Genomic DNA, 20,636 nt, shown 5'->3' on the forward strand with positions numbered 1-20,636 from the left:
TTGTTATGAAACATTTATTAAGTCTTAATGATTTAAGTGCTGATGAAATACATGATTTATTAAAACTTTCGGAAAAACTAAAGAGACAGACTAAGGAAGGAGTTCAGCACCACCTGCTAAAGGGTAAAACACTTGGAATGATCTTTTCAAAGTCATCTACCAGAACCAGAGTTTCCTTTGAAGTCGGCATGTACCAGTTAGGTGGATACTCCCTGTTTCTAAGTTCTAATGACATACAGTTGGGCCGCGGAGAATCTATTTTTGATACGGCAAATGTTCTGTCCCGTTATATAGACGGTATTATGATAAGAACCTATAAGCAAAGCGACGTTGAAGATCTTGCAAAGTACGGAAGTATCCCAGTTATAAACGGCTTGACTGATGAAATGCATCCGTGTCAGATACTTGCTGATTTGCTGACTGTTTATGAACATAAAGGCAAACTTGAGGGCCTGAAGCTTGCATACATAGGTGACGGCAACAACGTTGCCCACTCTCTGCTCCATGGCTGCGCTAAGACAGGAATGGATATTGCCATAGCGTCTCCAAAAGGCTATGAATGCAGCAGTATATATGTGGATGAGGCAAAAGAAGCTGCAAAATCCAGCGGTTCAAAGGTTATATTAACCCAAGACCCTGTTGAGGCAATTTCTAATGCAGACGTTGTTTATGCAGATACATGGATAAGCATGGGCCAAGAAGACCAAAAGGAAGAAAAGCTTAACATATTTATGCCTTATCAGATTAATTCTCAGTTGTTTGCTAAAGCAAATGAAGACGCAATATTCCTTCACTGCTTGCCGGCATACAGAGGCTACGAAGTAACTGAGGACGTTATTGACGGAGCTCAATCAGTTATATTTGACGAAGCGGAAAATCGTCTCCATGCTCAGAAAGCAGTAATGGCAACACTAATGGGTTAAAAGTAGAATGAGGAGTCAACATGAATTATTCATTTATTATCAGAAAAGCCACTATAGAAGATGCCCCTGCTATTGCAACTATTATACAGGAATCTTTTAAAAAATATATGCAGGATACAGGGTTATCTGTTATGATGGATGCTTTGACAGAAAGTATTGATACTATAGAAGCAGATATTGCTGAAAAAGAAGTATACATAGCTCTCATTGATAATAATCCCGTGGGTACTATCAGAATTAAGATAATGCCTGATAAAACGGCTTATATAAGCCGTTTTGGGGTTATGCTTGATTACCACAATATAGGTATTGGAAAATCCCTTATGAATCTTGCAGATAAGATTCTTATACATCATGGTGTAAAAAAGGTCAGTCTCCATACTGCTTCAAAATATCGTGACCTTATTCGCTTTTATTACGGCAGAGGCTTTTACATAGAATCTACTAGTACAGACAGAGGTTACATAAGAGCATTGCTGGTAAAAGAATATAATTAGAATGTAAATAAGTAAAAGGGGTATGAAAGTCTGAAAACTTTCATACCCCCTCTTTTGCTTATTTTGTTATATTAATCTTAAATTTTTTATGGGCATATATTATGTTTTTCAGGTTTTACAGTTATTTGTACATTTCTTAGTACTTTAATGTCTATCTTTACAATAACCTTTTCTCTTAATTTTCTGTACTGCGTAACTGCTCCTTTTTGCCAAATTGGATCTTCCAAAATATCTATCTCGCAGGAATCTTCAACGTCAGCGTATTCTATTTCATAGTCATCACCGGGACGAGCTCCGGGGATTTCTATGAAACATGCGAATGGTATATTAACTGCAACATGCCTTACGTCTCCGTAAAAGCTGTCGTATCTCTGACAAGCGTAATAGAAATCACTTTTGCCTTCATAAGTTTTGTAATTGATATTCTTATGCAAAATGCCGTTAATTAGAACTTTGTTTTTACATACGTGTACTATTATGTCTCTTATCTCTTTTTGAATATCCTTGATCTCAACAGCAGGGTACTGCTCAGGAAATGGAACAACACATTCTACCAATGTCTGGCAGATGTTTCTGCCAATGACCTCAGGAACCATAATGCACTTTTCACTCAGTTTTTTCCCTGCGTCATAATCAAATTCGCCACCACAGCACTGGCTTTTCTGATTAATTTCAAATTGTGACATTTTTTTATCCTTTCTATAATATTTAATCCTACTATATACTATTTTACATAACGGAAAATGTTACATTATGTAAACTTTATTTTTCTACAAATTTCTAACTATATATGGATGTATGCATGCATTATATCTTATGCATATAGAAATCCATAAGTGTACAACATATATATGAAATTACAATTTAGGAGGATTTATAATGTCAGATAAGGAGATAAAAAATTCTTTTGAAAAAAGTGCTGGAACTATGAGAGGAGATAACACTACCTTTGGCTCAAAGCTTACAAAAGAAGACTCAAATGATCCCAACACACACTCGGATATTCATAATCGCATCAAGGTTGATTATGATAAGATTGAAAAATCTCCGTCAATGGAGGAAGTTCATAAGTGGCAAAGAGAACATATTAAGAAAAATGACCAGTCCAAGGAAGGTTATCCACTTAATGTAATTATTGACCCTGCCATGAGAGAAATGTACCAGGTTGTTCACAACTCTGGAATGACCAATGTATTTGACAGATTCAGCCAGCAGCAACCCATTCAATGTAAATTCTGTATTGAAGGTCTTTCCTGTCAGCTTTGTGCAAATGGCCCTTGCCGTATTAATGATAAAGTACCCAGAGGAACCTGTGGTGTTGACGCACACACAATGGTAGCCAGAAATTTCATGTATCGTCATGTAACCATAGGCACATCAGCAAATATATTTCACTGTCATCAAGCTGCAAGAACCTTGAAGGCTGCCGGAGAACACCTTGATAGCGGACTTAAAATAAGAGACCCCGAAAAGTTAAAGAAGTATGCGGACATGGCAGGTCTTAATGCTAACCAGCCTATTGAAAAACTAGCCATAGATTTTGCTGAATGGGTTATGAATGACATCCACTCTCCGTTCCATATTCCGTCAAAGGCTGTAGAGGCCTTCGCTCCGACCCAACGTAAGGAGCTTTGGAAAAAGCTTGGATTGTTCCCCGGAGGCGGTTACAGCGAAGTAGCCTATGCACAGACACGTTGTATGACAAACTTTACTTCAGATCCCGTAGAATTCCTATTAAACAGTGTACGTCTTGGTATTGCAAATGAGTATCAGGGACTATTCCTTCTGGACATTATACAAGAAATACTCATGGGAACTCAGGAAATCGCTCAAAAGAAGCAGAACATGGGACTATTGAAGGAAAATATGATAAATATTGTTACAAACGGACATATGCCATTGCTTGCTCATGTTGCAATCGATTTGGCATCAACAGATGAGTGGCAGCAAAAGGCCAAGGCAGCAGGTGCAGAGGGAATTCAGATATTGGGCCATGTCTGTGAAGGTCAACAGTTAATGAACTATGAGGGAACACACAACCAGAAGGGCTATGGAGGTCAGGAAGGTGAGTGGCTTTCTCAGGAATACCTCCTTGCAACGGGAGTTGTTGACCTATTTATGTTTGACTATAACTGTACAGTAGCTACCATGCCTTTGTATGCAAAAAGATTTGGTACAAAGCTTTTAAGTACTCATCCTGTTATACAGCTTCAAGGAACAGAAACTTTGGACTTCATTCCCGAAAAAATGAACCAGCAGGCTTCAAAAGCTCTTGATATGGCAATTGATGCTTTCAAGCAACGTAAATCTGAAAATAGAAAAACCTATATTCCACCTCACGTTTCCGATTGTACAGTTGGTTTCAGTACAGAACCTATTAGAAATGCTCTTGGCGGAAGCTTTGATCCACTCATTGAACAGATAGCAAACGGTAATATCAGAGGTATTGCTACCATAGTTGGATGTACCACAGCCCGCTTTGGCCAAGGTGGAAGCAATATATTCAAAATAACCAAAGGACTTATTGCCAATAATATTCTGGTTCTTTCAGGCGGATGTACTTCCTCTGTAATGGAATACACCGGTTTAACAGACCCCAAGGCAGCTGATGAATGCGGCGAAGGTCTGAAGGCAGTTTGCAAACAGCTTGGAATCCCTCCAGTACTCTCATATGGTGCATGTGTGGATATCGGAAAAATGACGCATACTGCAAAAGAACTTGCAGATGCCTTGAAAGTGGACACAAATAAGCTGCCACTGGTTATCGGAGCTCCCGAGTACCTTGAACAGAAGGCCGTAGCAGATGCCTGTACCGCAGTGGCTCTTGGCTGGCTTGTGCATATAGCCCCTGTACCATCTATTACCGGAAGCGATGTGGTTGTAAAAACCCTTACCGAGACAACAGAAACTCTTGGTTTAGGTAAAGTAGTAGTAGAACTGGATGCTGAGAAAACTGTTCAAATTTATATTGACCACATTGAAAAGAAACGTAAAGAACTGGGCTTGAACTAAATACCACTTGTAACCTTGGAAAGGAGGCCCCGGAATGGAATTGAAAAATATTCAGGATAGTATGGTTTTCAATGAAAAAAATCTTACTAAGCGAATACTATTTGCCAATCCAAAAGTACTGGCCTTTGTATTAAATTTAAAGGTAGGACAAACCCTGCCTGTACACAAACATGAAAATTCAGAACTAATTTACTACGTTCTTACAGGCAGCGGTCAAGTCAGAATAAATGATAATGTGTCTGAAATCTCTTTTGGCTCAGTAGGCACTGCCAGTGGTCAGGACAATTTCAGTATTCCTTTGGTAAAAGAAGATTTAAGTCTTTATGTTACAATCAGCCCTAATCCGTCAAATGAAATGTACTCAAAAGAAATAGACTAACACTGTAAAGAAAAATAACCGCTTATTTCATTTAATTTGAATTTAAGCGGTTATTTTTTTATTTTATTTCTTATCAACCATTCCTGTAAATCCCTCTCCCAAAACCTCCCTAACATCGGTAAGTATCATAAAAGCATTTTTATCAATTTCATGTACGATTTCTTTAAGCTGTTGAACTTGCGTTCTTGCCGCTACACACAGCAGTACATTTTTGTCTCTTCCGGAATAAACTCCTCTGCCTTTTAATTCAGTAACTCCTCTATCAAGTTCTATAAGCAGTCTTCGGGATATTTCATCCTGTTTCTCTGAAATAATAAAAATAGCTCTGGCGTAGTCTACCCCCTCAACAATAGCATCTATTACTTTGATAGTGATAAAAAGACTTACAAGAGAATATAATCCTATTAAAATACTGTTAAAAACTATAATGGCAAACATAATTATTATTGCATCTATGGCAAGGAGCATTTGACCTATAGTAAGACTGTGAAACAGCTTATTTAAAAGCTTTGCAGCAAGTTCAGTTCCGCCTGTGGTAGCATCCATTTTTAGAACAATACCAAGACCTATACCGCTTAAAAAACCCCCGATTATACTATATAGCAGTATGTCGGGAGTCGCAGAACTTGATGTTTCGTCAAGCAGCAGTTTTTGTGCTATATTTCCCATATACTTTTCAGTTGCATCTATTATTACCGACAGAATAACCGTTCCGTACAGTGTTCTTATAAAGAATTTTCTTCCTATAAACTTGTAACCCATAAGAAATAGTGGAACATTTATTGCAAGCATTGTTATTCCTATACTGAGTTTGCCCTTTGTAAGATAATAGAGAACTGTTGCCAGTCCGCTGAGTCCTCCGGGGGCTATCTTGTAAGGAACAAGAAATATATTTATTGCTAAAGCGGTTATTCCTGCACCTACTGTTATCAGTAAATAGCTTTTAAGGGTAGATAGAATTTTTCCCATATTTAACAACTAACTCCTATCTGAATTTAAAAATAAAAAACATATATACATAATATATGTTTTTTTTACATTAAATAAACAGTTATTTAATTTAGCAGTGTTTAATGTTATAAAACTTTTTGAAGAAAAGCTCTTGTCCTTTCATTTTTAGGATTAATGAAAATCTCCTCCGGAAGCCCCTCTTCGCTTATTTCACCCTTGTCCATAAATATTACTCTTGAGCCGACTTCACGTGCAAATCCCATTTCATGTGTAACCACAATCATGGTCATTCCGTCTTTAGCTAGTTTCTTCATAACTTCCAGAACCTCACCTACAAGTTCCGGGTCAAGTGCAGATGTAGGCTCATCAAACAACATGATTTTGGGCTTCATAGCCAATGCTCTCGCAATCGCCACTCTCTGTTGCTGACCCCCGGAAAGCCTTGCAGGGTATTCATCCTTCTTATCCTCAAGACCAACCATTTTAAGAAGTTCCATTCCATATCTGACAGCTTCATCCTTACTGACTTTTTTTACCTGTATAGGTGCCTCAATTACATTTTGAAGTACTGTCATATGAGGAAAAAGGTTAAACCTCTGGAAAACCATTCCCAGTTCGGTGCATATCCCAGATATTTCTTTATGCGATATTTTAAAATTGTCTTTACCTTCTGCCCTATCAGCCAGAAGCTTATTTTCTATCATTATTTTTCCACTTGTAATTATTTCCAAATGATTCAGACACCTGAGGAGCGTACTCTTTCCTGAACCGCTTGGTCCGATAATACAAAGCACCTCTCCCTGCTGAACCTCGAGATTTATGTTTTTCAGTACCTCAAGGTTACCAAACGACTTACTTACATTTTCAACTGTTATCATTTTGCCCATATCGTTCCTCCCCCTATTCGTATACTGAATATTTCTTTTCAAGTCTTTCAAACACAAAAGTAAACAACGAAGTCATTATTAGATATAAAGCTGCTGAAGGCAGGTAAATCAAAGCACTGGTGGTTGCATTTGAAATCTGAACTGTTGTTCTCATCAACTCAGTCAATCCTATAGTAGAAACAAGAGCTGAGTCTTTAAGTAATGCAATGACTTCATTTCCAACAGGAGGTATTAACCTTCTGTAAGACTGAGGAACAATAACTCTTTTCATAGCTTGTCCATAGCTCATTCCCAAAGCCTTTGCAGCCTCCATCTGACCTTTGTCTATGGATTGTATCGCAGCTCGGATTATTTCAGCAAGGTATGCAGCGGAATTTAATGATAATGCTATATATGCTGCAGTCATATCATTAAATGTTAATACCTTTGACATTCCTTCTGGGACCGCCAAAGGTAATGCATAGTAAAAGAAAAATATCTGCATCATAAGAGGAGTACCTCTGAATACCCATATATAAAACCAACATAACTTATCAACTATAACATTTTTTGATAGCCTTCCCAAAGCTAAAAACAATCCCAGCAGCATTCCAAAAACTACCGACACCAGAGTAAGTTCCAAAGTAATGCCGCTTCCCTTTAAAAGCTCTGGTATACTATTAATAATATTATCCAAAAAGAACAACTCCCTATTATAACCTTATTAGATTCTATCTTATTTGCTACTAACCAATAATCGAACAGGAAACACTATAGTTCCCCATTCGATTAAATTCATTATTTTATATCCTTTACATTACCTGTCAAATCTTCATTAAACCACTTTTCAGATAACGTTTTCATTGTTCCATCTGCAAACATTCCATCGAGAGCCTTCTGAGCTTTATCACGAAGATCTGTGTTATTCTTCGCAAAGCACATACCAATGGGCTCATTTGTCAATCTTGCACTTGAAACCTTATAGTGTTTAGGGTCCTTTTTAACGTAGTAGCGTGCTACTACTTCATCAACAACTATAGCATCAATTCTTCCAACCTTCATATCTGAAAATGGCTGAATTACCTGATCATACTTCTTTAAATTAAACTTTGTAGTTTTTTGATATTTTGTACATGATTCATCTGCTGTAGTTCCAACCTGCACACCTACATTCTTACCAGTCAAATCTGTAGGCTTTGTTATCGTTGTATTATCAGCAGGCACAACTATAACCTGAGCATTTGCAATATACGGTGTAGACATGGCGTATTTTGCAAGTCTCTCATCATTACGTGTAACAGACGAGATTATTGCATCGAATTTATTTGATTCAAGTGCCAAAAATATTCCAGCCCAGTCATTTGAAACAAATTCAACTTTCATGTTAAGTCTTTTAGCAACCTCCGTTGCCACATCAATATCAAAACCTACAGTCTTGTTGTTTTCATCCTTAAACTCCATTGGAGGATAGGTATCATCAACTCCAACTTTTAAAACACCATTGGTTGAAGGTGTTGCTGAATTTGAAACTGTTGAGCTTACAGCTGCTTCAGAACTGCTGCCGGTTGTAGCAGAACTCCCACTTGCCTCACTCTGGCTTTCAGATGATGCACCGCAAGCTGTGAAGATAAAAGTCGCTGCCAAAATCAGCAAAATAAAATTTAAAAACTTTTTCATTAAGTATCTCCCCTCTTTCCCTATTATTTTTTGTATATTTATTCATTAAAATAAATGATACCTTAAAACTGTTCTTTTTACAAGATTTTTTGCAAGTTTCAGGGGGTCAAACTTGCAAACCAAAGTAATTGTCCCAATAAAGTACTACAAATTCAACTTCTTAAATATATTGTCCTTAACTTTCGAGTTTACTCTCAGGTTATTGACTCCCTCATTTATAAGAGCTTGTCTGATGTATTCAATCTCAGCTTCGGTAAGCAAGATAACCCTGCCCTTCTTTTCAGACTTAATATTTCTGACAATCTCGTCAATTGCGGCCTTTGCCTTATCTAGATCAGTAAAATAGTATACATCCAGTTCCTTAAAATACTCCGCACCGTATTTTGCATACTTTTCTTTAATAAAGGATACCTCAAGATGAACCAATTTGGATATATCAACAACCTTATAATATCCAAGGTAGTCAACATAATATCTATTGGCCTCTTTTCCGGACTTTCTTACAATAAAATTTGTTTCATTGATATAATCTGCTGCCATAATCGATTCCTCCATTATATACTTTGAATACAATTATTATATCAGAAAAGTTTTGTCTAAAAACGTAAGTCATTGCAACATTGACAAATAAATATAGATAATCTAAACTTTATAGTGTTTTAACAAACAATGGAGGTTTTTATTTTTTTATGAGAAAGCTGGTTAATATAGCGGGAATTAATATAGATAATATAACCATGGAACAGGCAGTTGAAAGAGTTTATGAATTTATAGAATCAGATACAAACCATTCAATATATACTCCAAACGCAGAAATTATGATGGACGGAATTACAAACAAAGAACTTAAAGAAATTCTTAACTCAGCAGACATGCTAGTTGCAGATGGTGCCGGAGTAGTTCTTGCCTCAAAAATATTAGGCAACAGCGTGGCAGAAAAGGTTTCAGGCTTTGACTTGGCTAAAAATCTCCTTATAGCTTCATCAAAAAGACCTTTAAAGTTTTTCTTTTTCGGTGCAAAACCGGGGATACCTGAAAGAGCCCATGCTAACGTAATATGCGATTATCCTGGCGCTGAAATCGTGGGTACTAGAAACGGCTACTTTTCACAAGAAGATGAAAGCGAAATAATTAACCAGATAAACAATTCAGGAGCCGATGTTCTGTTTGTCTGTCTTGGAGCTCCAAAACAGGAACAGTGGATTCATCGGTACAAGGACCAGCTAAAGGTTAAGGTATGTATAGGTTTAGGCGGTACAATTGATATTCTAGCAGAAAACGTTAAGCTTGCACCTGATTTTTTCCGAAATCACGGCTTAGAATGGCTCTATAGGCTTTATAAAGAGCCGTGGCGTTTCAAAAGAATGTTAAGACTTCCCAAATTTATACTTTACATTTTAGGTATAAAATTTGGATTTGTTAAGGTTAAATAACCCCCGTATAAATTATATCAATGATTGCATCCAAGATATTTGCAGACATTTTACCAGTAAACATCTGCAAATATCTTTAATCAGGCTTCTATTTATATTTGCAACATTCACATTTAGTTCCTGCACACAGCTTATTTTATGGATTTTCCCGTTATCTTCTCAATAGTCTTTACAGCAGCATAATACATTTCGGAGTACTCAACATCCGATTTATTCTTGAGTTTCTGTATTAGTGTTTCATCAATAAGTCCTTGCTTGCAGGCTTCATCATAATATTTTTTATCTGTAGCCTTCTTACCTGACACATCCAAAAGTATTTGTCCAAGCTTGTCCTTTGTTAAAGGTTCATCCTTTAAATATACTCTAAGGGTTGTGTCAAAATCATAATTATACTTATCCGGTGCCAATCTAACCACGCCATTTAGTATAACGTATGCAAAATCTTGGCTTGCAGCCTTCTTGTTATATTTAAGGTCGTTTGTTATTCCTCCGCTGAGCAAACCTATATTAAGTAACTTCTCAGCATAGGGATAACTCCAGTTTCCAGTCAGACTTGTTAAATCTTCTTTTATATCTGACATAAATATTCCTTTTTTCCGCAGCACCGTTTCCACTTCAGCCTGAGTATCCAAATTGTAATCCTCAACTATTTGAGGAATATCTATTTTCTTTGAAATACTGTAGGCAGAAATTATCCCTGCCGCATACCCTGAACCCGACTTACTAGAATTTGAATTTATAGCACTTTGTACCAGAGAAGAGCAGGAGATTTTATCACCTGTCATAAGAACATTGCTCAAACCTTGGGGAATCATTGACCTCAGCGGAATATAAAATATCTTTGGATTACAGATGATATACCCGTTTCCGTCCTCCATAGTCATTGTAACGGGTCTTGAAGCAGTACTTATTCTGTCGCTAAATCTCTTACCTGTAAGTACATCTCCAAGTGTTAAATTATAAAGTCCTTTGAAATGATATGCCGATGGTCTGATAAATTGTGCTGCAACGTTTAAACCTCCTGCATTTTTAAAGGGCTCCAGGTTTAGCTTTAAAAATTGAAACAAGTCCATACATTCTTTTGAAGCAATATTATAATATTCCTGAATCTTCTTTTCATTTTGCAAATCAACATTTTTTACGGTAATTCCTTCTATAAGAACCTTGTTGTCTCCTTGGTCTGAAATATTAAACCCTGAAACGGAAACATTTGAATTACTTGTATGATATTGTTTTAACAGACTGCTAATAAGCAGTTTCTGCTCATCCATTAATTTTTCAATCTGTTCGTAATCAACTCCTGATACCATAAAATTTAGATATACGGGAGGGAACAGATTTTTTATACCAATATCGCTATATCCTGTGCTATATGGCACATTACTCTTTTTAAGCATTTCTCCGTCTTTTGTTGCATCAATGTACTGTTTAGCGGTTATTGTTCTTTTTCCCTCAGGAGTATTAAACTCTATTTTCTGAACCACACCGTTTTGGATATCCATTTCAGAAATCTCGGAATCATAAATTACATCAATGTTCTTTTTCTCTGTGACCATTTCCTTGACTGCTTTTAGATAATTACCTATGTTTATAGCTTCCCCTGCTTTGTATCTGATTTCTTTAAAAATGTCTGAACTTACATTATTTCCTGTGGGAGTAACATCCGGTGACCATCTTGTGTCATAGGAGTCTCCCATTTGACTACCAAGTTCCTTATCTGAGCAAATCAGAAGGGTTTTAGCGCCTACATCCGCTGCTCCCAGTGCTGCACTAATTCCATCAATACCATCGCCGATAACTGCTATATCATAATTATCAGAACCTTTGTCTCTTCCCAAATTTTCAAGAGTAACATCATCGCCGGTTTCAAAATAATAATCTTTCTTAAAAATCATTGGCCGGATTGCGAAGAAAAAGACTATTATAGCAATTGTCAGAACTAACGCGACCCTGACCAAAATATCAATCCTTTTATCCAGTTTGGTTGTTGGCTTGTTTTTCTTTTTCATTTCGTCATCCTCTTATATTTTTATTTTTATATCCGGTTATTCTGTTTTCAAACAAACAAAAAAAAGAAGCTATTTATAATATCGACTATAAGCTTCTTTTTCTTAATAATTGTATTTTATATGTAAGACTAGCTATTATTTTATAGTATATGTACCTTTTATCATTATATCTGCAGGTGCATTAGCCTTAATACCTCTTCCGTCAGCTTTGGGTATAAGCAGAAGCTGATTGTCGGGAATTGTCTCTCCGTTTTTAATATCTCTTCCTGATATCAAGTTTGAAATTCCGCCTGTTGCCGTGGAAGATACATAAGCCACAACTTTGTTTTTAGTCCTAACAATGATTTCACTACTTTCACTGCCAATAAGTGTCTGCCCGGTCTGAAGCTTGATTATTTTGAAAGTCATGCCTGCTTTCAGAGCAGCAATTTCTTTTTCAAGCTCCGCTACCTTTTTTTGTGCATCATTTGTCTGTATAAGAGTTTTTAGTTCAGTCTCCAAAGCATCTATGTAAGTTTTGTCATATAGAACCGGAGAACTGCTTGTGGAAGTTTGCGTTGTAGAAGCCATAACAGCAGGAGCAATATGTAGCAATGCAAATCCGCCAATCAGTACTAAAGCCGTAATTATATACTCTTTCTTTATTCTTCTAAACAATCCTCTCATAAAAGTACCTCTCTTTCGTATATTAATGTCTATATTTCTGAAAGTCCGAAGCTAATCTCCAGAGCATTATTGACTTTTGTCATTAGGTCATCGTCAAGGTGCCCTATTTTTTCTCTTAGTCTCTTTTTGTCAATAGTCCTTATCTGTTCAAGAAGAATAACCGAATCTTTTGCAAGACCGTATTCCAGAGCACCTATTTCAATATGAGTCGGCAACTTAGCCTTATTAATTTGAGAAGTAATTGCAGCAGCAATTACCGTAGGACTATATTTATTGCCAACATCGTTTTGTATAATTAAAACCGGCCTAACGCCGCCCTGTTCTGAGCCTATAACCGGGCTCAGATCAGCGTAATAAATGTCTCCTCTTTTAATTACCACGTTTCCTCCATCTCCTCAAGCCGTTCCTCATACTTGCGCTGCTGCTCATTGTCGGCTGCAAGGCAAACCTCCGCCAGCTTAAGATTTATTTCAGCCATTTCTTCGTAGCCAAGCTTCATTTCTTCCCTCAAACGAATTTTACGTCTTTCCTTCAAATAGAGTATCATCGCTTCTCTGACGAGTTCACTTCTATTTGTTTTTTCGACGTTAACCATGTTATCTATTTCCTCAAGTAAATTATCCGGAATACTGACCATTATCTTTTTATACTGAGACAATTTAAACCCCCACTCTCTACTTTAACCCTTATTATTATTCTATGCGGTTCAAAGAAGATAATTATAGTTTATGTTATCATATAGTAGTATTATAATATTCCGACATATACGAGGTCAAATTAAGTTTTTATTACCATTTCCTCCAAAACCGCTTATATCAAGTAATTCAGAATCTTCGATATCTTTCCATCTTTGACAAAAGCCCTTGGAATTCTTTTACCAACTATACAAACCAATTCATAATTAATCATACCGATTGTGTGGGCAACATCCTCTGCTGTAATATTGTTTTGTCCCTGAGAACCAATTAATACAACCTCATCCCCTACTTCAACATTGCTTTCAATATCAGTTACATCTACCATGCACTGGTCCATGCATATTCTTCCTACTACAGGTGCAAACTCACCGTTAATAAGCACCTTCCCTTTATTGCTTAGCATGCGGTTGAATCCGTCGGCGTAACCGATGGGTATTGTAGCAATCTTTGATGTTCTGTCGGTTGTAAATATTCTTCCGTAGCTTATAGAAGTATTTTTTTCCACCTCCTTTACCATTATTACGTTTGCTTTAAGAGTCATGGCCGGTTTCAAATCTATCTTTGACTTGTCAACTTCATCTGAAGGATACATGCCATAAAGTATTATTCCCGGCCTTACCATATCAAGATGCATCTCAGGATATTCAATGATTGCCGCACTATTTGCACAGTGCTTTACCGGAATATGTATTCCTATTCGCTGAAGCTCACAGCAAATACTCATGAACCTTTCAAACTGAGTGTAGGTGTATTCCCTGTTTTTTTCATCGGCAGTAGCAAAATGTGTAAACAGCCCTTCAATTATGATATTGGGAAGACGGCTTATTTCAACAACGTTTTTTACTGCACTATATCCCGGTAGAAATCCTATTCTGGACATTCCGGTGTCAATTTTAATATGAATTTTTACCTTTCTGCCCTGTTTTACTGCTTCATCGGATAATGCCTGTGCCAAATCATGGCTGAACACCGACTGTGTAACATCATATTCTATTATTTCACTGGCTCTTATAGGATCAGTATATCCAAGAATAAGTATAGGAACATCTATACCTGCTCTCCTTAACTGAATTGCCTCATCCAGCATTGATACCGCAAACCGCGATGCCCCATTCTCAAGTAGGGTTTTTGCCACCTCCATTACTCCGTGTCCATAAGCGTCCGCCTTGACTACTCCCATTATCTCAGCATTTTTGCTGGTAATTTTCCGTATTTCTCTAATATTGTATGCAATATTATCAAGGCTTATTTCAGCCCATGCCCTGTTAAGCTTGTATTCCATTTTACTCTTGCCCCCACAAAACTTTATCTTTATGTCTTTTATTATCTTTTAGTATATCCAAATAATGTTTTTTGAAAACATATAATTCATTAAATTGTTTCAATTATGGCAGCGGGTATATTTTCTACAATATCCATTGCGTTAAGTCCGTATTCACCTTTAGAAAGCGCAGCTATGTCTCCTGCCAGTCCGTGGAGATACACCCCTGCGATTGCAGCATTGACGGAATCAGCTCCCTGTCCCATCAAAGATGCTATTATGCCTGTGAGGGAATCCCCGCTTCCTGCAGTGGCCATACCTGCATTTCCCGTAGAATTAATAAATACATGTCCTTCTTTATCTGCAATAACCGTTCTTGCACCTTTTAGTACAACAGTAACACCCCATAGTGCGGAAAACTTTTTTGCTATTTCAATACGGTTATTCTGTATATATGAAATATCAAGGCCTGTAAGTCTTGACATCTCTCCAGGGTGTGGAGTTACAACAACCTGATTTCTGAAAGTTCTAAACAGTTCTGTGTTTTGTGAAATTATATTCAAAGCATCAGCGTCAAGAACCATAGGTAAATCTGATGTCTCCGCCAACCTTTTTATTATATTATATAAACTTTTTTCAGAAGAAAGACCCGGACCTATAGCAGCAACATCACATTTTTTTAATAATAGAGTTATTTCATCAAGATTCTTTTCACTGATTGTATCTATGCTCTCAGAAAGGTTAATGGCTACTGCTTCAGGTACAACTGTTTGGCAAATATTTATAAGATTTGACGGAACCGCCATATACACAAGTCCTGCTCCCGTGCGAAGACAAGCCTTGGCAGTAAGACATCCTGAGCCAGCCATGCCCGTTGAGCCTGAAACAACTGCCACCTTGCCGCAGTTACCTTTATTGTATTCTGCTTTTCTGGAAGGAATTAAAGATTTGACAACTTCACGGTCAATCCATGTTGTTGTCTCAGTTATATATTCAACTGCCTGACTTGGCATACTAATGCTTTCCACTACCAGTTCACCCGTATAGTCTGCTCCGGGATAAACCAGCTGCCCTATTTTCGGACATTGGAAGGTAACGGTTTTATGTGATTTTATACATGCCCCTGAGGTTCTTCCCGTGGCTGAATCAATACCTGATGCAATATCTATTGAAATAGTATGACGGGAATATCTGTTTACGATTCCTACAACCTGCTTTATTAATCCCTGTATATCTCCCCTGAACCCTGTTCCGAAAATACCATCCAAAACCAACTCTGCTTTTTCAATATCACTCTGAAGTTCTTCAATGGACGAATTAACACTCAGATATTTTATAGGTACATCCATATTCTCCAGTATCTCAAAATTCACCTTTGCATCACCTGCTAAAGTTTCCTTTTCAAAAAGGCAATATACCTCTATTCTCTTACCTTGAATCCAAAGGTGTCTTGCTGCTGCAAAGGCATCTCCGGCATTATTCCCTTTTCCTGCTATTATTACTGCATGTATTGGTAAACTATTTTCCTTTTCCAAATATAAAATTACATGTTTCACTACTTTTAAAGCGGCGTTTTCCATAAGTACAATACCGGGTATCCCAATATTATTAATGCAGTACTTATCTATCATTCCCATTTCTTTTCCAGTAACAGCTTTCAAACTCAATCACCTGCTTTTTTCTATTTGCTAAAATAAATTTCATCCAATTTTTGCAGCTCATCTTTTCCTAGTAAATCATGGAAGTATGAATACGTGTCCGAGTAATCTTCCGCAAGAAACTCCCTTTCCTCAATCATTTTCTTGAGATTTTCTTTAGTTTGTGCAATCTCCTTGTCAAGTTCTGCAACTCTCATCTGGTTTTCCTTTATTGAAAAGTACACCTGCTTTACAGTGTACTCCAAAAGTCGGAGATTTTCTTCTCTGATTTCCTTTGGGATATCCAGAAGCCTTTCTTCATTTTCTTCCATCTTCTTATTTATAGCTACTATTGTTTTTTCACATTCCTGCATTTTAGTATGTGCTTCCTTGTTGTTTTTGTCAAAAACCTCTGTTGTCAGCTTAATAATGCTGTCCATGCACTCTTTCTTTTTAATTGAAATTTCCTTAGATTCTGTAATTAATCGGGATTGTTCTTTTAATAGCTCCTTTATACGATTTTCAGATTCTATTATATCATTGGTCTTTACCATATTTTTGAAAAGTCCATTCCATCTTTCGTCAAGTGTAAGCAACGAAATATCGTTTTTGAAAAGAACCTTTAAGTCAAAACTGTGAGCTTTATTCTTTTTATTAAAAATATTCCACATTTCAGCCTCCGCAGCATTAAGCCTTATTCTCTAACTAACAATTGCACACATTTTTAAATTATACATCAAGAGTCAATTGAAAGGATTAATTTAGTATATTAATATATCGGTATAAACAGGAAAATCTTTCACTTATTAATACTTATTAATTTAATGTAAACATTATATACATGACCCCTTAAAATTTGACATTAAAAAATGGAAATGTTAAACTATTGTAGTGTCAAAATATTGTCAATACTTGTTTTTGGAGTATTTTTACATTACATTTAGATGTTCATTTTTTTAACAATAAGGGAAGTGATTGTCATTAGCAATAAGAAAAAAATATGTATTATCGGACTTGGTTATATTGGGCTTCCAACTGCCGCTATGTTTGCAACACACGGACACAATATTGTAGGCGTTGACGTAAAGAAAGAAGTCGTTGATTCACTTAACCAGGGAAAGATAATCATAGAGGAACCTTATCTAGACATTATGGTACAGGCAGCTGTCACATCAGGGAATTTAAAAGCACAGCTAACCCCTGAGGAAGCTGATGTATTTATTATATCGGTACCGACACCAATTAACGCTGACAAAACTGCTGATATGAGGTTTGTACGTTCGGCAACCGAATCAATTGTGCCTTATCTTCGTGAAGGTAATGTTGTAATATTGGAATCAACATCTCCTCCGGGAACTGTTGAAGGATTGATGCTTCCTATTTTGAAGGAATCAGGTCTTGAGATAGGAACTCAGCTTTTGGTTGCACATTCTCCTGAGCGTGTATTACCAGGTAAAATTTTGGTTGAGCTTGTAGAAAACAATAGAATTGTCGGAGGCATAAATACGGCATCCAGCGAAGCTGTACGAGATCTTTACAGAACATTTGTAAAGGGAGAAATCTTCCTTACCGACGCTACAACTGCTGAAATGTGTAAGCTCATGGAAAACACCTTCAGAGATGTTAATATTGCTCTGGCTAACGAACTTGCAAAACTTTGCGAAAAATTTGGAATAAATGCATGGGATGTTATTAAGTATTCAAACAAGCACCCCAGAGTTAATATTCACCAGCCGGGCCCCGGAGTTGGAGGACACTGCCTTGCAGTTGACCCTTGGTTTATTGTTGAAAAGGAGCCTGAGCTTGCAAAGATAATTAAACTCAGCAGAACAACCAACGACAGTATGCCTCATCACGTATTCAATCGCTCAAAGACTATTCTTTCAGAAATTGGCGGAGTTAAAAAAGTCATAATACTCGGTGCTACTTATAAACCAAATATTGATGACATTCGTGAAAGTCCGGTTATGGAACTGGTTGAACTGTTCAAACAAGATCCAAATTTCGATGTTTGTATTTATGATCCTCACATTGCTTCACATGAACTTCTCTGTACTGACCTTGAAGAAGCAGTAAGTGGAGGACATCTGATTATACTTGGTGTTAATCATGATGAATTTGCTAAAATTAATTTTTCAAAGCTGCAGCCGCTAATGGCGCAAGCCAACATATTTGATACAAGAAACTTCTATGACAGATCGGCGTTGATAGCAGCAGGCTTCAATTCTTATCTGCTTGGAGCGTAAAAACAACAGACTGCCCTTCGGTTTTTAGGCTCCGGAGGGCTTTTCTTGAATTGAAAGGAATCTCATGAAAAAAGTACTTATGATTGCACACCAGTTCCCCCCTATTGGAGGCTCTGGTGTTCAAAGAACTGTAAAATTTGTTAAATATTTGAGAAATTTTGATTATGAACCTATTATACTAACCAGAGATGCCTCGAAAGCGGCTTTAAAAGATGAAACTCTTTTAAAGGACGTTCCTGACGGGATAAAGGTAATCAGAACAATGGCTTGTGATTTTGCTGCTCTTCCTGGAGTATTCAAATATTTCGGAAAGATTGTAAACAAGCTTCTGATACCCGACTCTGAGCGAATATGGCAGCGGTTTGCCCGTAAGCAGGCTTTGGCTGCAATAAAAGATAACAAAATAGATGTAATATATACCACGTCTGCGCCTTACAGTGATCATCTGCTTGGTGTGTACCTGAAAAAGCAGTACCCTGAAATTCCACTTGTTTGCGATTTCAGAGACGAATGGACTAATAACCCTTACCATGTAAGAAAGGGTTTAAGAGCAAAAATTGAGCGTAATCAGGAAAAAATGGTTCTCAAGTACGCTGACTGTCTTATTACCAATACTCCTGTAATGCTTTCAAACTTTTTGAGGGACAACCCTGAAACCAAAGATAAATTTTATGTTATACCAAACGGCTATGACGATGAGGATTTTGAAGGTATTGAAGGTATTGAACCTTCAAACGACAAGTTCACACTGACATATACAGGACTTTTATACGGCAAGAGAAAGCCTGACAATTTCTTTGAAGCTCTAAAAAGAGCTATTGATGAAGGAAGTGTGGACAAGTCCAAAATTAGGGTCAGACTCATAGGAAATTATAAGGTTGAGCAGTTGCAAGAGGTTATTGACAGCTACAAATTAAGGGAAATTGTTTCTCTTATGCCTTACATGAAGCACAGAGAATGTCTTACTGAACTTATGAAATCTGACGCCCTTCTACTTATAGAACCGTCAGGCCCAGGTGCTGAAGCTTTTTATACTGGGAAGGTTTTTGAGTACATGAACACCAAACGGCCAATATTAGCGTCAATTCCCCAGCATGGTGCTGCAGCACAGCTTATAAAAGCTACAAAAACCGGTCTGGTTTCAGACTTTAATGATATTGAAACTACCAAAAAGAACCTTATTCAACTATATAATTGCTGGAGAAATGGTACAAATTCAGTAAATCCCGTAGTTGAGGAGGTTAAGAAGTTTGAAAGAAAAGAGCTTACAAAGTCACTGGTAGAAGTATTAAATAATTCATTTAAAAAGTAACTTGGAGGATTTTAACATGAAACTAATTGATGAAAAAGGCAGACTATTCGGTAAGGTTAATATTATTGATCTGGTAGTGGTTTTACTGGTTCTGTTATTGGCAGCAGCAGTCGGATACAAGGTATTAAGTCCAAAAATAGCTTCATCTCCTACAGCACAAGGAGAAGTAACAGCGGTTGTAAAATGTACTTTCAGAACCGATACAGTTGTTAGTCAAGTGAAGGCAGGACAACAGCTTGTTTTTGGTACTGACTATGTTCCAAATGCAACTATTGCAGAAGTTAAAGTAGTACCCTCGGATTATGTAACTACTGATGCCCAGGGTAAGGTTCATGTTGAGAAACACCCTACATTAAAAGATTTATATATAACCATAAAGGCAAAAGTTAATACAAATGCAGCAATATTAAAAGTTGGTACACAGGACCTTTGTCTTGGTAAGAAGTTTACAGTGAAAACACAAACTATGGAAATTGATGGTAACGTTGAAGTGGTCAATATCGCCAAATAATCAATTAACTTAATTTGAACAGGTGGTGATATACATGGAAAGCCTTACCAGTACAAGTGTTATTTATAGAATATTAGCGACCTTGAGCCGTTGGTTTAAATCTTCAGTTTTTTACAAAGTAATTTGTGTAATACTGGGATGGTGCAAAAATAGTCAGATAAACCGTTTTATATTGTGGTATCTTGGAAAAGATTCTTCTTTGAAACATTCTGTAACCTACAGGGTGTGTTCTAAGATTTTCGGATTATTTGACAGGCTTTGGGACAAGCTGTGTAACTTTGGTGTAAATTGCGGAAATTCCAGTGCTTTTATTTCCTTTATAAGAAATACATTTTGTGGTTCCGGCAGTTTTATCTCCTTTTCCCTTATAATACTGTTTTTTAGTATAGGTTTTGGAGTAACAACCTTTGCTTTAGGAACATTTAACACGATGAAGGCTGCTTTTATTATATTGGGAATAGTAGTGTCTCTGCTGCTTTTACCCGGCAGGAGAAAATGGAAAGCTTGCCTTGAAAACAGCATGTTCTGGCACTTTATGAAATACATTTTTGATTAAAT

The 20,636-nt window shown here is 36.9% G+C and carries 22 protein-coding genes; 9 read left to right on the plus strand and 13 right to left on the minus strand.

Features of this window, described 5'->3' with window-relative positions; all coding sequences use genetic code 11:
• Window positions 1-5: 5 nt before the first annotated feature.
• Together argF and K412_RS0106230 are read left to right on the plus strand one after the other, a co-directional pair.
• Window positions 6-923: an ornithine carbamoyltransferase gene (argF, locus tag K412_RS0106225; RefSeq protein WP_024832296.1), complete on the plus strand. Its 918-nt coding sequence runs from the start codon at window positions 6-8 to the stop codon at window positions 921-923.
• A 20-nt stretch (window positions 924-943) separates the two neighbouring features.
• Entirely contained in the window at window positions 944-1,420 is a 477-nt protein-coding gene (locus K412_RS0106230; RefSeq protein ID WP_024832297.1) for a GNAT family N-acetyltransferase, read from the plus strand.
• A gap of 86 nt (window positions 1,421-1,506) precedes the next feature.
• Here the strand turns inward: K412_RS0106230 and K412_RS0106235 are convergent, their stop codons facing one another.
• Window positions 1,507-2,106, minus strand: a complete 600-nt coding sequence (locus K412_RS0106235) for a DUF3794 domain-containing protein (RefSeq protein WP_024832298.1) — start codon at window positions 2,104-2,106, stop codon at window positions 1,507-1,509.
• A 193-nt stretch (window positions 2,107-2,299) separates the two neighbouring features.
• Here K412_RS0106235 and cooS point away from each other — a divergent pair, with 193 nt between their 5' ends.
• Both cooS and K412_RS0106245 read left to right on the plus strand, forming a co-directional pair.
• The gene (gene cooS / locus K412_RS0106240; protein ID WP_024832299.1) at window positions 2,300-4,432 is read left to right on the plus strand and encodes an anaerobic carbon-monoxide dehydrogenase catalytic subunit; all 2,133 of its coding nucleotides are present in this window, start codon (window positions 2,300-2,302) and stop codon (window positions 4,430-4,432) included.
• 34 nt (window positions 4,433-4,466) lie between these two features.
• Window positions 4,467-4,811 carry a cupin domain-containing protein gene (locus K412_RS0106245; protein WP_024832300.1) on the plus strand — a complete coding sequence of 115 codons (345 nt, stop codon included), beginning with the start codon at window positions 4,467-4,469 and terminating at the stop codon, window positions 4,809-4,811.
• A 63-nt stretch (window positions 4,812-4,874) separates the two neighbouring features.
• Here the strand turns inward: K412_RS0106245 and K412_RS0106250 are convergent, their stop codons facing one another.
• From K412_RS0106250 to K412_RS0106270, 5 genes are all read right to left on the minus strand, one after another.
• On the minus strand, window positions 4,875-5,780 hold the full coding sequence (locus K412_RS0106250) for a YitT family protein (RefSeq protein ID WP_034847251.1): 906 nt from the start codon (window positions 5,778-5,780) through the stop codon (window positions 4,875-4,877).
• 107 nt (window positions 5,781-5,887) lie between these two features.
• A complete protein-coding gene (locus tag K412_RS0106255) occupies window positions 5,888-6,649 on the minus strand; it encodes an amino acid ABC transporter ATP-binding protein (protein ID WP_024832302.1) in 762 nt (253 codons plus the stop codon).
• A 13-nt stretch (window positions 6,650-6,662) separates the two neighbouring features.
• Window positions 6,663-7,325 carry an amino acid ABC transporter permease gene (locus K412_RS0106260; RefSeq protein WP_024832303.1) on the minus strand — a complete coding sequence of 221 codons (663 nt, stop codon included), beginning with the start codon at window positions 7,323-7,325 and terminating at the stop codon, window positions 6,663-6,665.
• Window positions 7,326-7,426: 101 nt separating this feature from the next.
• Window positions 7,427-8,305, minus strand: a complete 879-nt coding sequence (locus K412_RS0106265) for a substrate-binding periplasmic protein (RefSeq protein WP_024832304.1) — start codon at window positions 8,303-8,305, stop codon at window positions 7,427-7,429.
• Between the two features lie 144 nt (window positions 8,306-8,449).
• Window positions 8,450-8,845, minus strand: coding sequence for a hypothetical protein (locus K412_RS0106270; protein WP_024832305.1), 396 nt, complete (start codon window positions 8,843-8,845; stop codon window positions 8,450-8,452).
• 149 nt (window positions 8,846-8,994) lie between these two features.
• Here K412_RS0106270 and K412_RS0106275 point away from each other — a divergent pair, with 149 nt between their 5' ends.
• Window positions 8,995-9,738 carry a WecB/TagA/CpsF family glycosyltransferase gene (locus K412_RS0106275; RefSeq protein ID WP_024832306.1) on the plus strand — a complete coding sequence of 248 codons (744 nt, stop codon included), beginning with the start codon at window positions 8,995-8,997 and terminating at the stop codon, window positions 9,736-9,738.
• 131 nt (window positions 9,739-9,869) lie between these two features.
• Here the strand turns inward: K412_RS0106275 and K412_RS0106280 are convergent, their stop codons facing one another.
• From K412_RS0106280 to K412_RS0106310, 7 genes are all read right to left on the minus strand, one after another.
• Window positions 9,870-11,747: an FAD-dependent oxidoreductase gene (locus K412_RS0106280; RefSeq protein WP_024832307.1), complete on the minus strand. Its 1,878-nt coding sequence runs from the start codon at window positions 11,745-11,747 to the stop codon at window positions 9,870-9,872.
• A 135-nt stretch (window positions 11,748-11,882) separates the two neighbouring features.
• On the minus strand, window positions 11,883-12,413 hold the full coding sequence (locus K412_RS0106285) for a hypothetical protein (protein WP_024832308.1): 531 nt from the start codon (window positions 12,411-12,413) through the stop codon (window positions 11,883-11,885).
• Between the two features lie 29 nt (window positions 12,414-12,442).
• Window positions 12,443-12,793: a type II toxin-antitoxin system PemK/MazF family toxin gene (locus K412_RS0106290; RefSeq protein WP_024832309.1), complete on the minus strand. Its 351-nt coding sequence runs from the start codon at window positions 12,791-12,793 to the stop codon at window positions 12,443-12,445.
• Window positions 12,787-13,071: a CopG family ribbon-helix-helix protein gene (locus K412_RS0106295; protein ID WP_024832310.1), complete on the minus strand. Its 285-nt coding sequence runs from the start codon at window positions 13,069-13,071 to the stop codon at window positions 12,787-12,789. The genes K412_RS0106290 and K412_RS0106295 overlap by 7 nt, the downstream gene beginning before the upstream one ends.
• A 152-nt stretch (window positions 13,072-13,223) precedes the next feature.
• A complete protein-coding gene (gene alr / locus K412_RS0106300) occupies window positions 13,224-14,393 on the minus strand; it encodes an alanine racemase (RefSeq protein WP_024832311.1) in 1,170 nt (389 codons plus the stop codon).
• 89 nt (window positions 14,394-14,482) lie between these two features.
• Window positions 14,483-16,033, minus strand: coding sequence for a bifunctional ADP-dependent NAD(P)H-hydrate dehydratase/NAD(P)H-hydrate epimerase (locus tag K412_RS0106305; RefSeq protein ID WP_024832312.1), 1,551 nt, complete (start codon window positions 16,031-16,033; stop codon window positions 14,483-14,485).
• Between the two features lie 20 nt (window positions 16,034-16,053).
• Window positions 16,054-16,680, minus strand: a complete 627-nt coding sequence (locus tag K412_RS0106310; RefSeq protein WP_024832313.1) for a coiled-coil domain-containing protein — start codon at window positions 16,678-16,680, stop codon at window positions 16,054-16,056.
• Window positions 16,681-16,980: 300 nt separating this feature from the next.
• On the opposite strand from K412_RS0106310, the gene K412_RS0106315 reads away from it, so the two are divergent.
• The 4 genes from K412_RS0106315 to K412_RS0106330 all read left to right on the plus strand — a co-directional run bounded on the left by K412_RS0106315 (window position 16,981) and on the right by K412_RS0106330 (window position 20,634).
• Window positions 16,981-18,255, plus strand: a complete 1,275-nt coding sequence (locus tag K412_RS0106315; protein WP_024832314.1) for a nucleotide sugar dehydrogenase — start codon at window positions 16,981-16,983, stop codon at window positions 18,253-18,255.
• Between the two features lie 64 nt (window positions 18,256-18,319).
• Window positions 18,320-19,567 carry a glycosyltransferase family 4 protein gene (locus K412_RS0106320; protein WP_024832315.1) on the plus strand — a complete coding sequence of 416 codons (1,248 nt, stop codon included), beginning with the start codon at window positions 18,320-18,322 and terminating at the stop codon, window positions 19,565-19,567.
• Between the two features lie 16 nt (window positions 19,568-19,583).
• Window positions 19,584-20,078, plus strand: coding sequence for a DUF4330 domain-containing protein (locus K412_RS0106325; protein WP_024832316.1), 495 nt, complete (start codon window positions 19,584-19,586; stop codon window positions 20,076-20,078).
• Between the two features lie 34 nt (window positions 20,079-20,112).
• A complete protein-coding gene (locus K412_RS0106330) occupies window positions 20,113-20,634 on the plus strand; it encodes a hypothetical protein (protein ID WP_024832317.1) in 522 nt (173 codons plus the stop codon).
• Window positions 20,635-20,636: the final 2 nt, after the last annotated feature.

This window comes from Ruminiclostridium josui JCM 17888, from assembly GCF_000526495.1.
Lineage (GTDB): Bacteria > Bacillota > Clostridia > Acetivibrionales > DSM-1351 > Ruminiclostridium > Ruminiclostridium josui.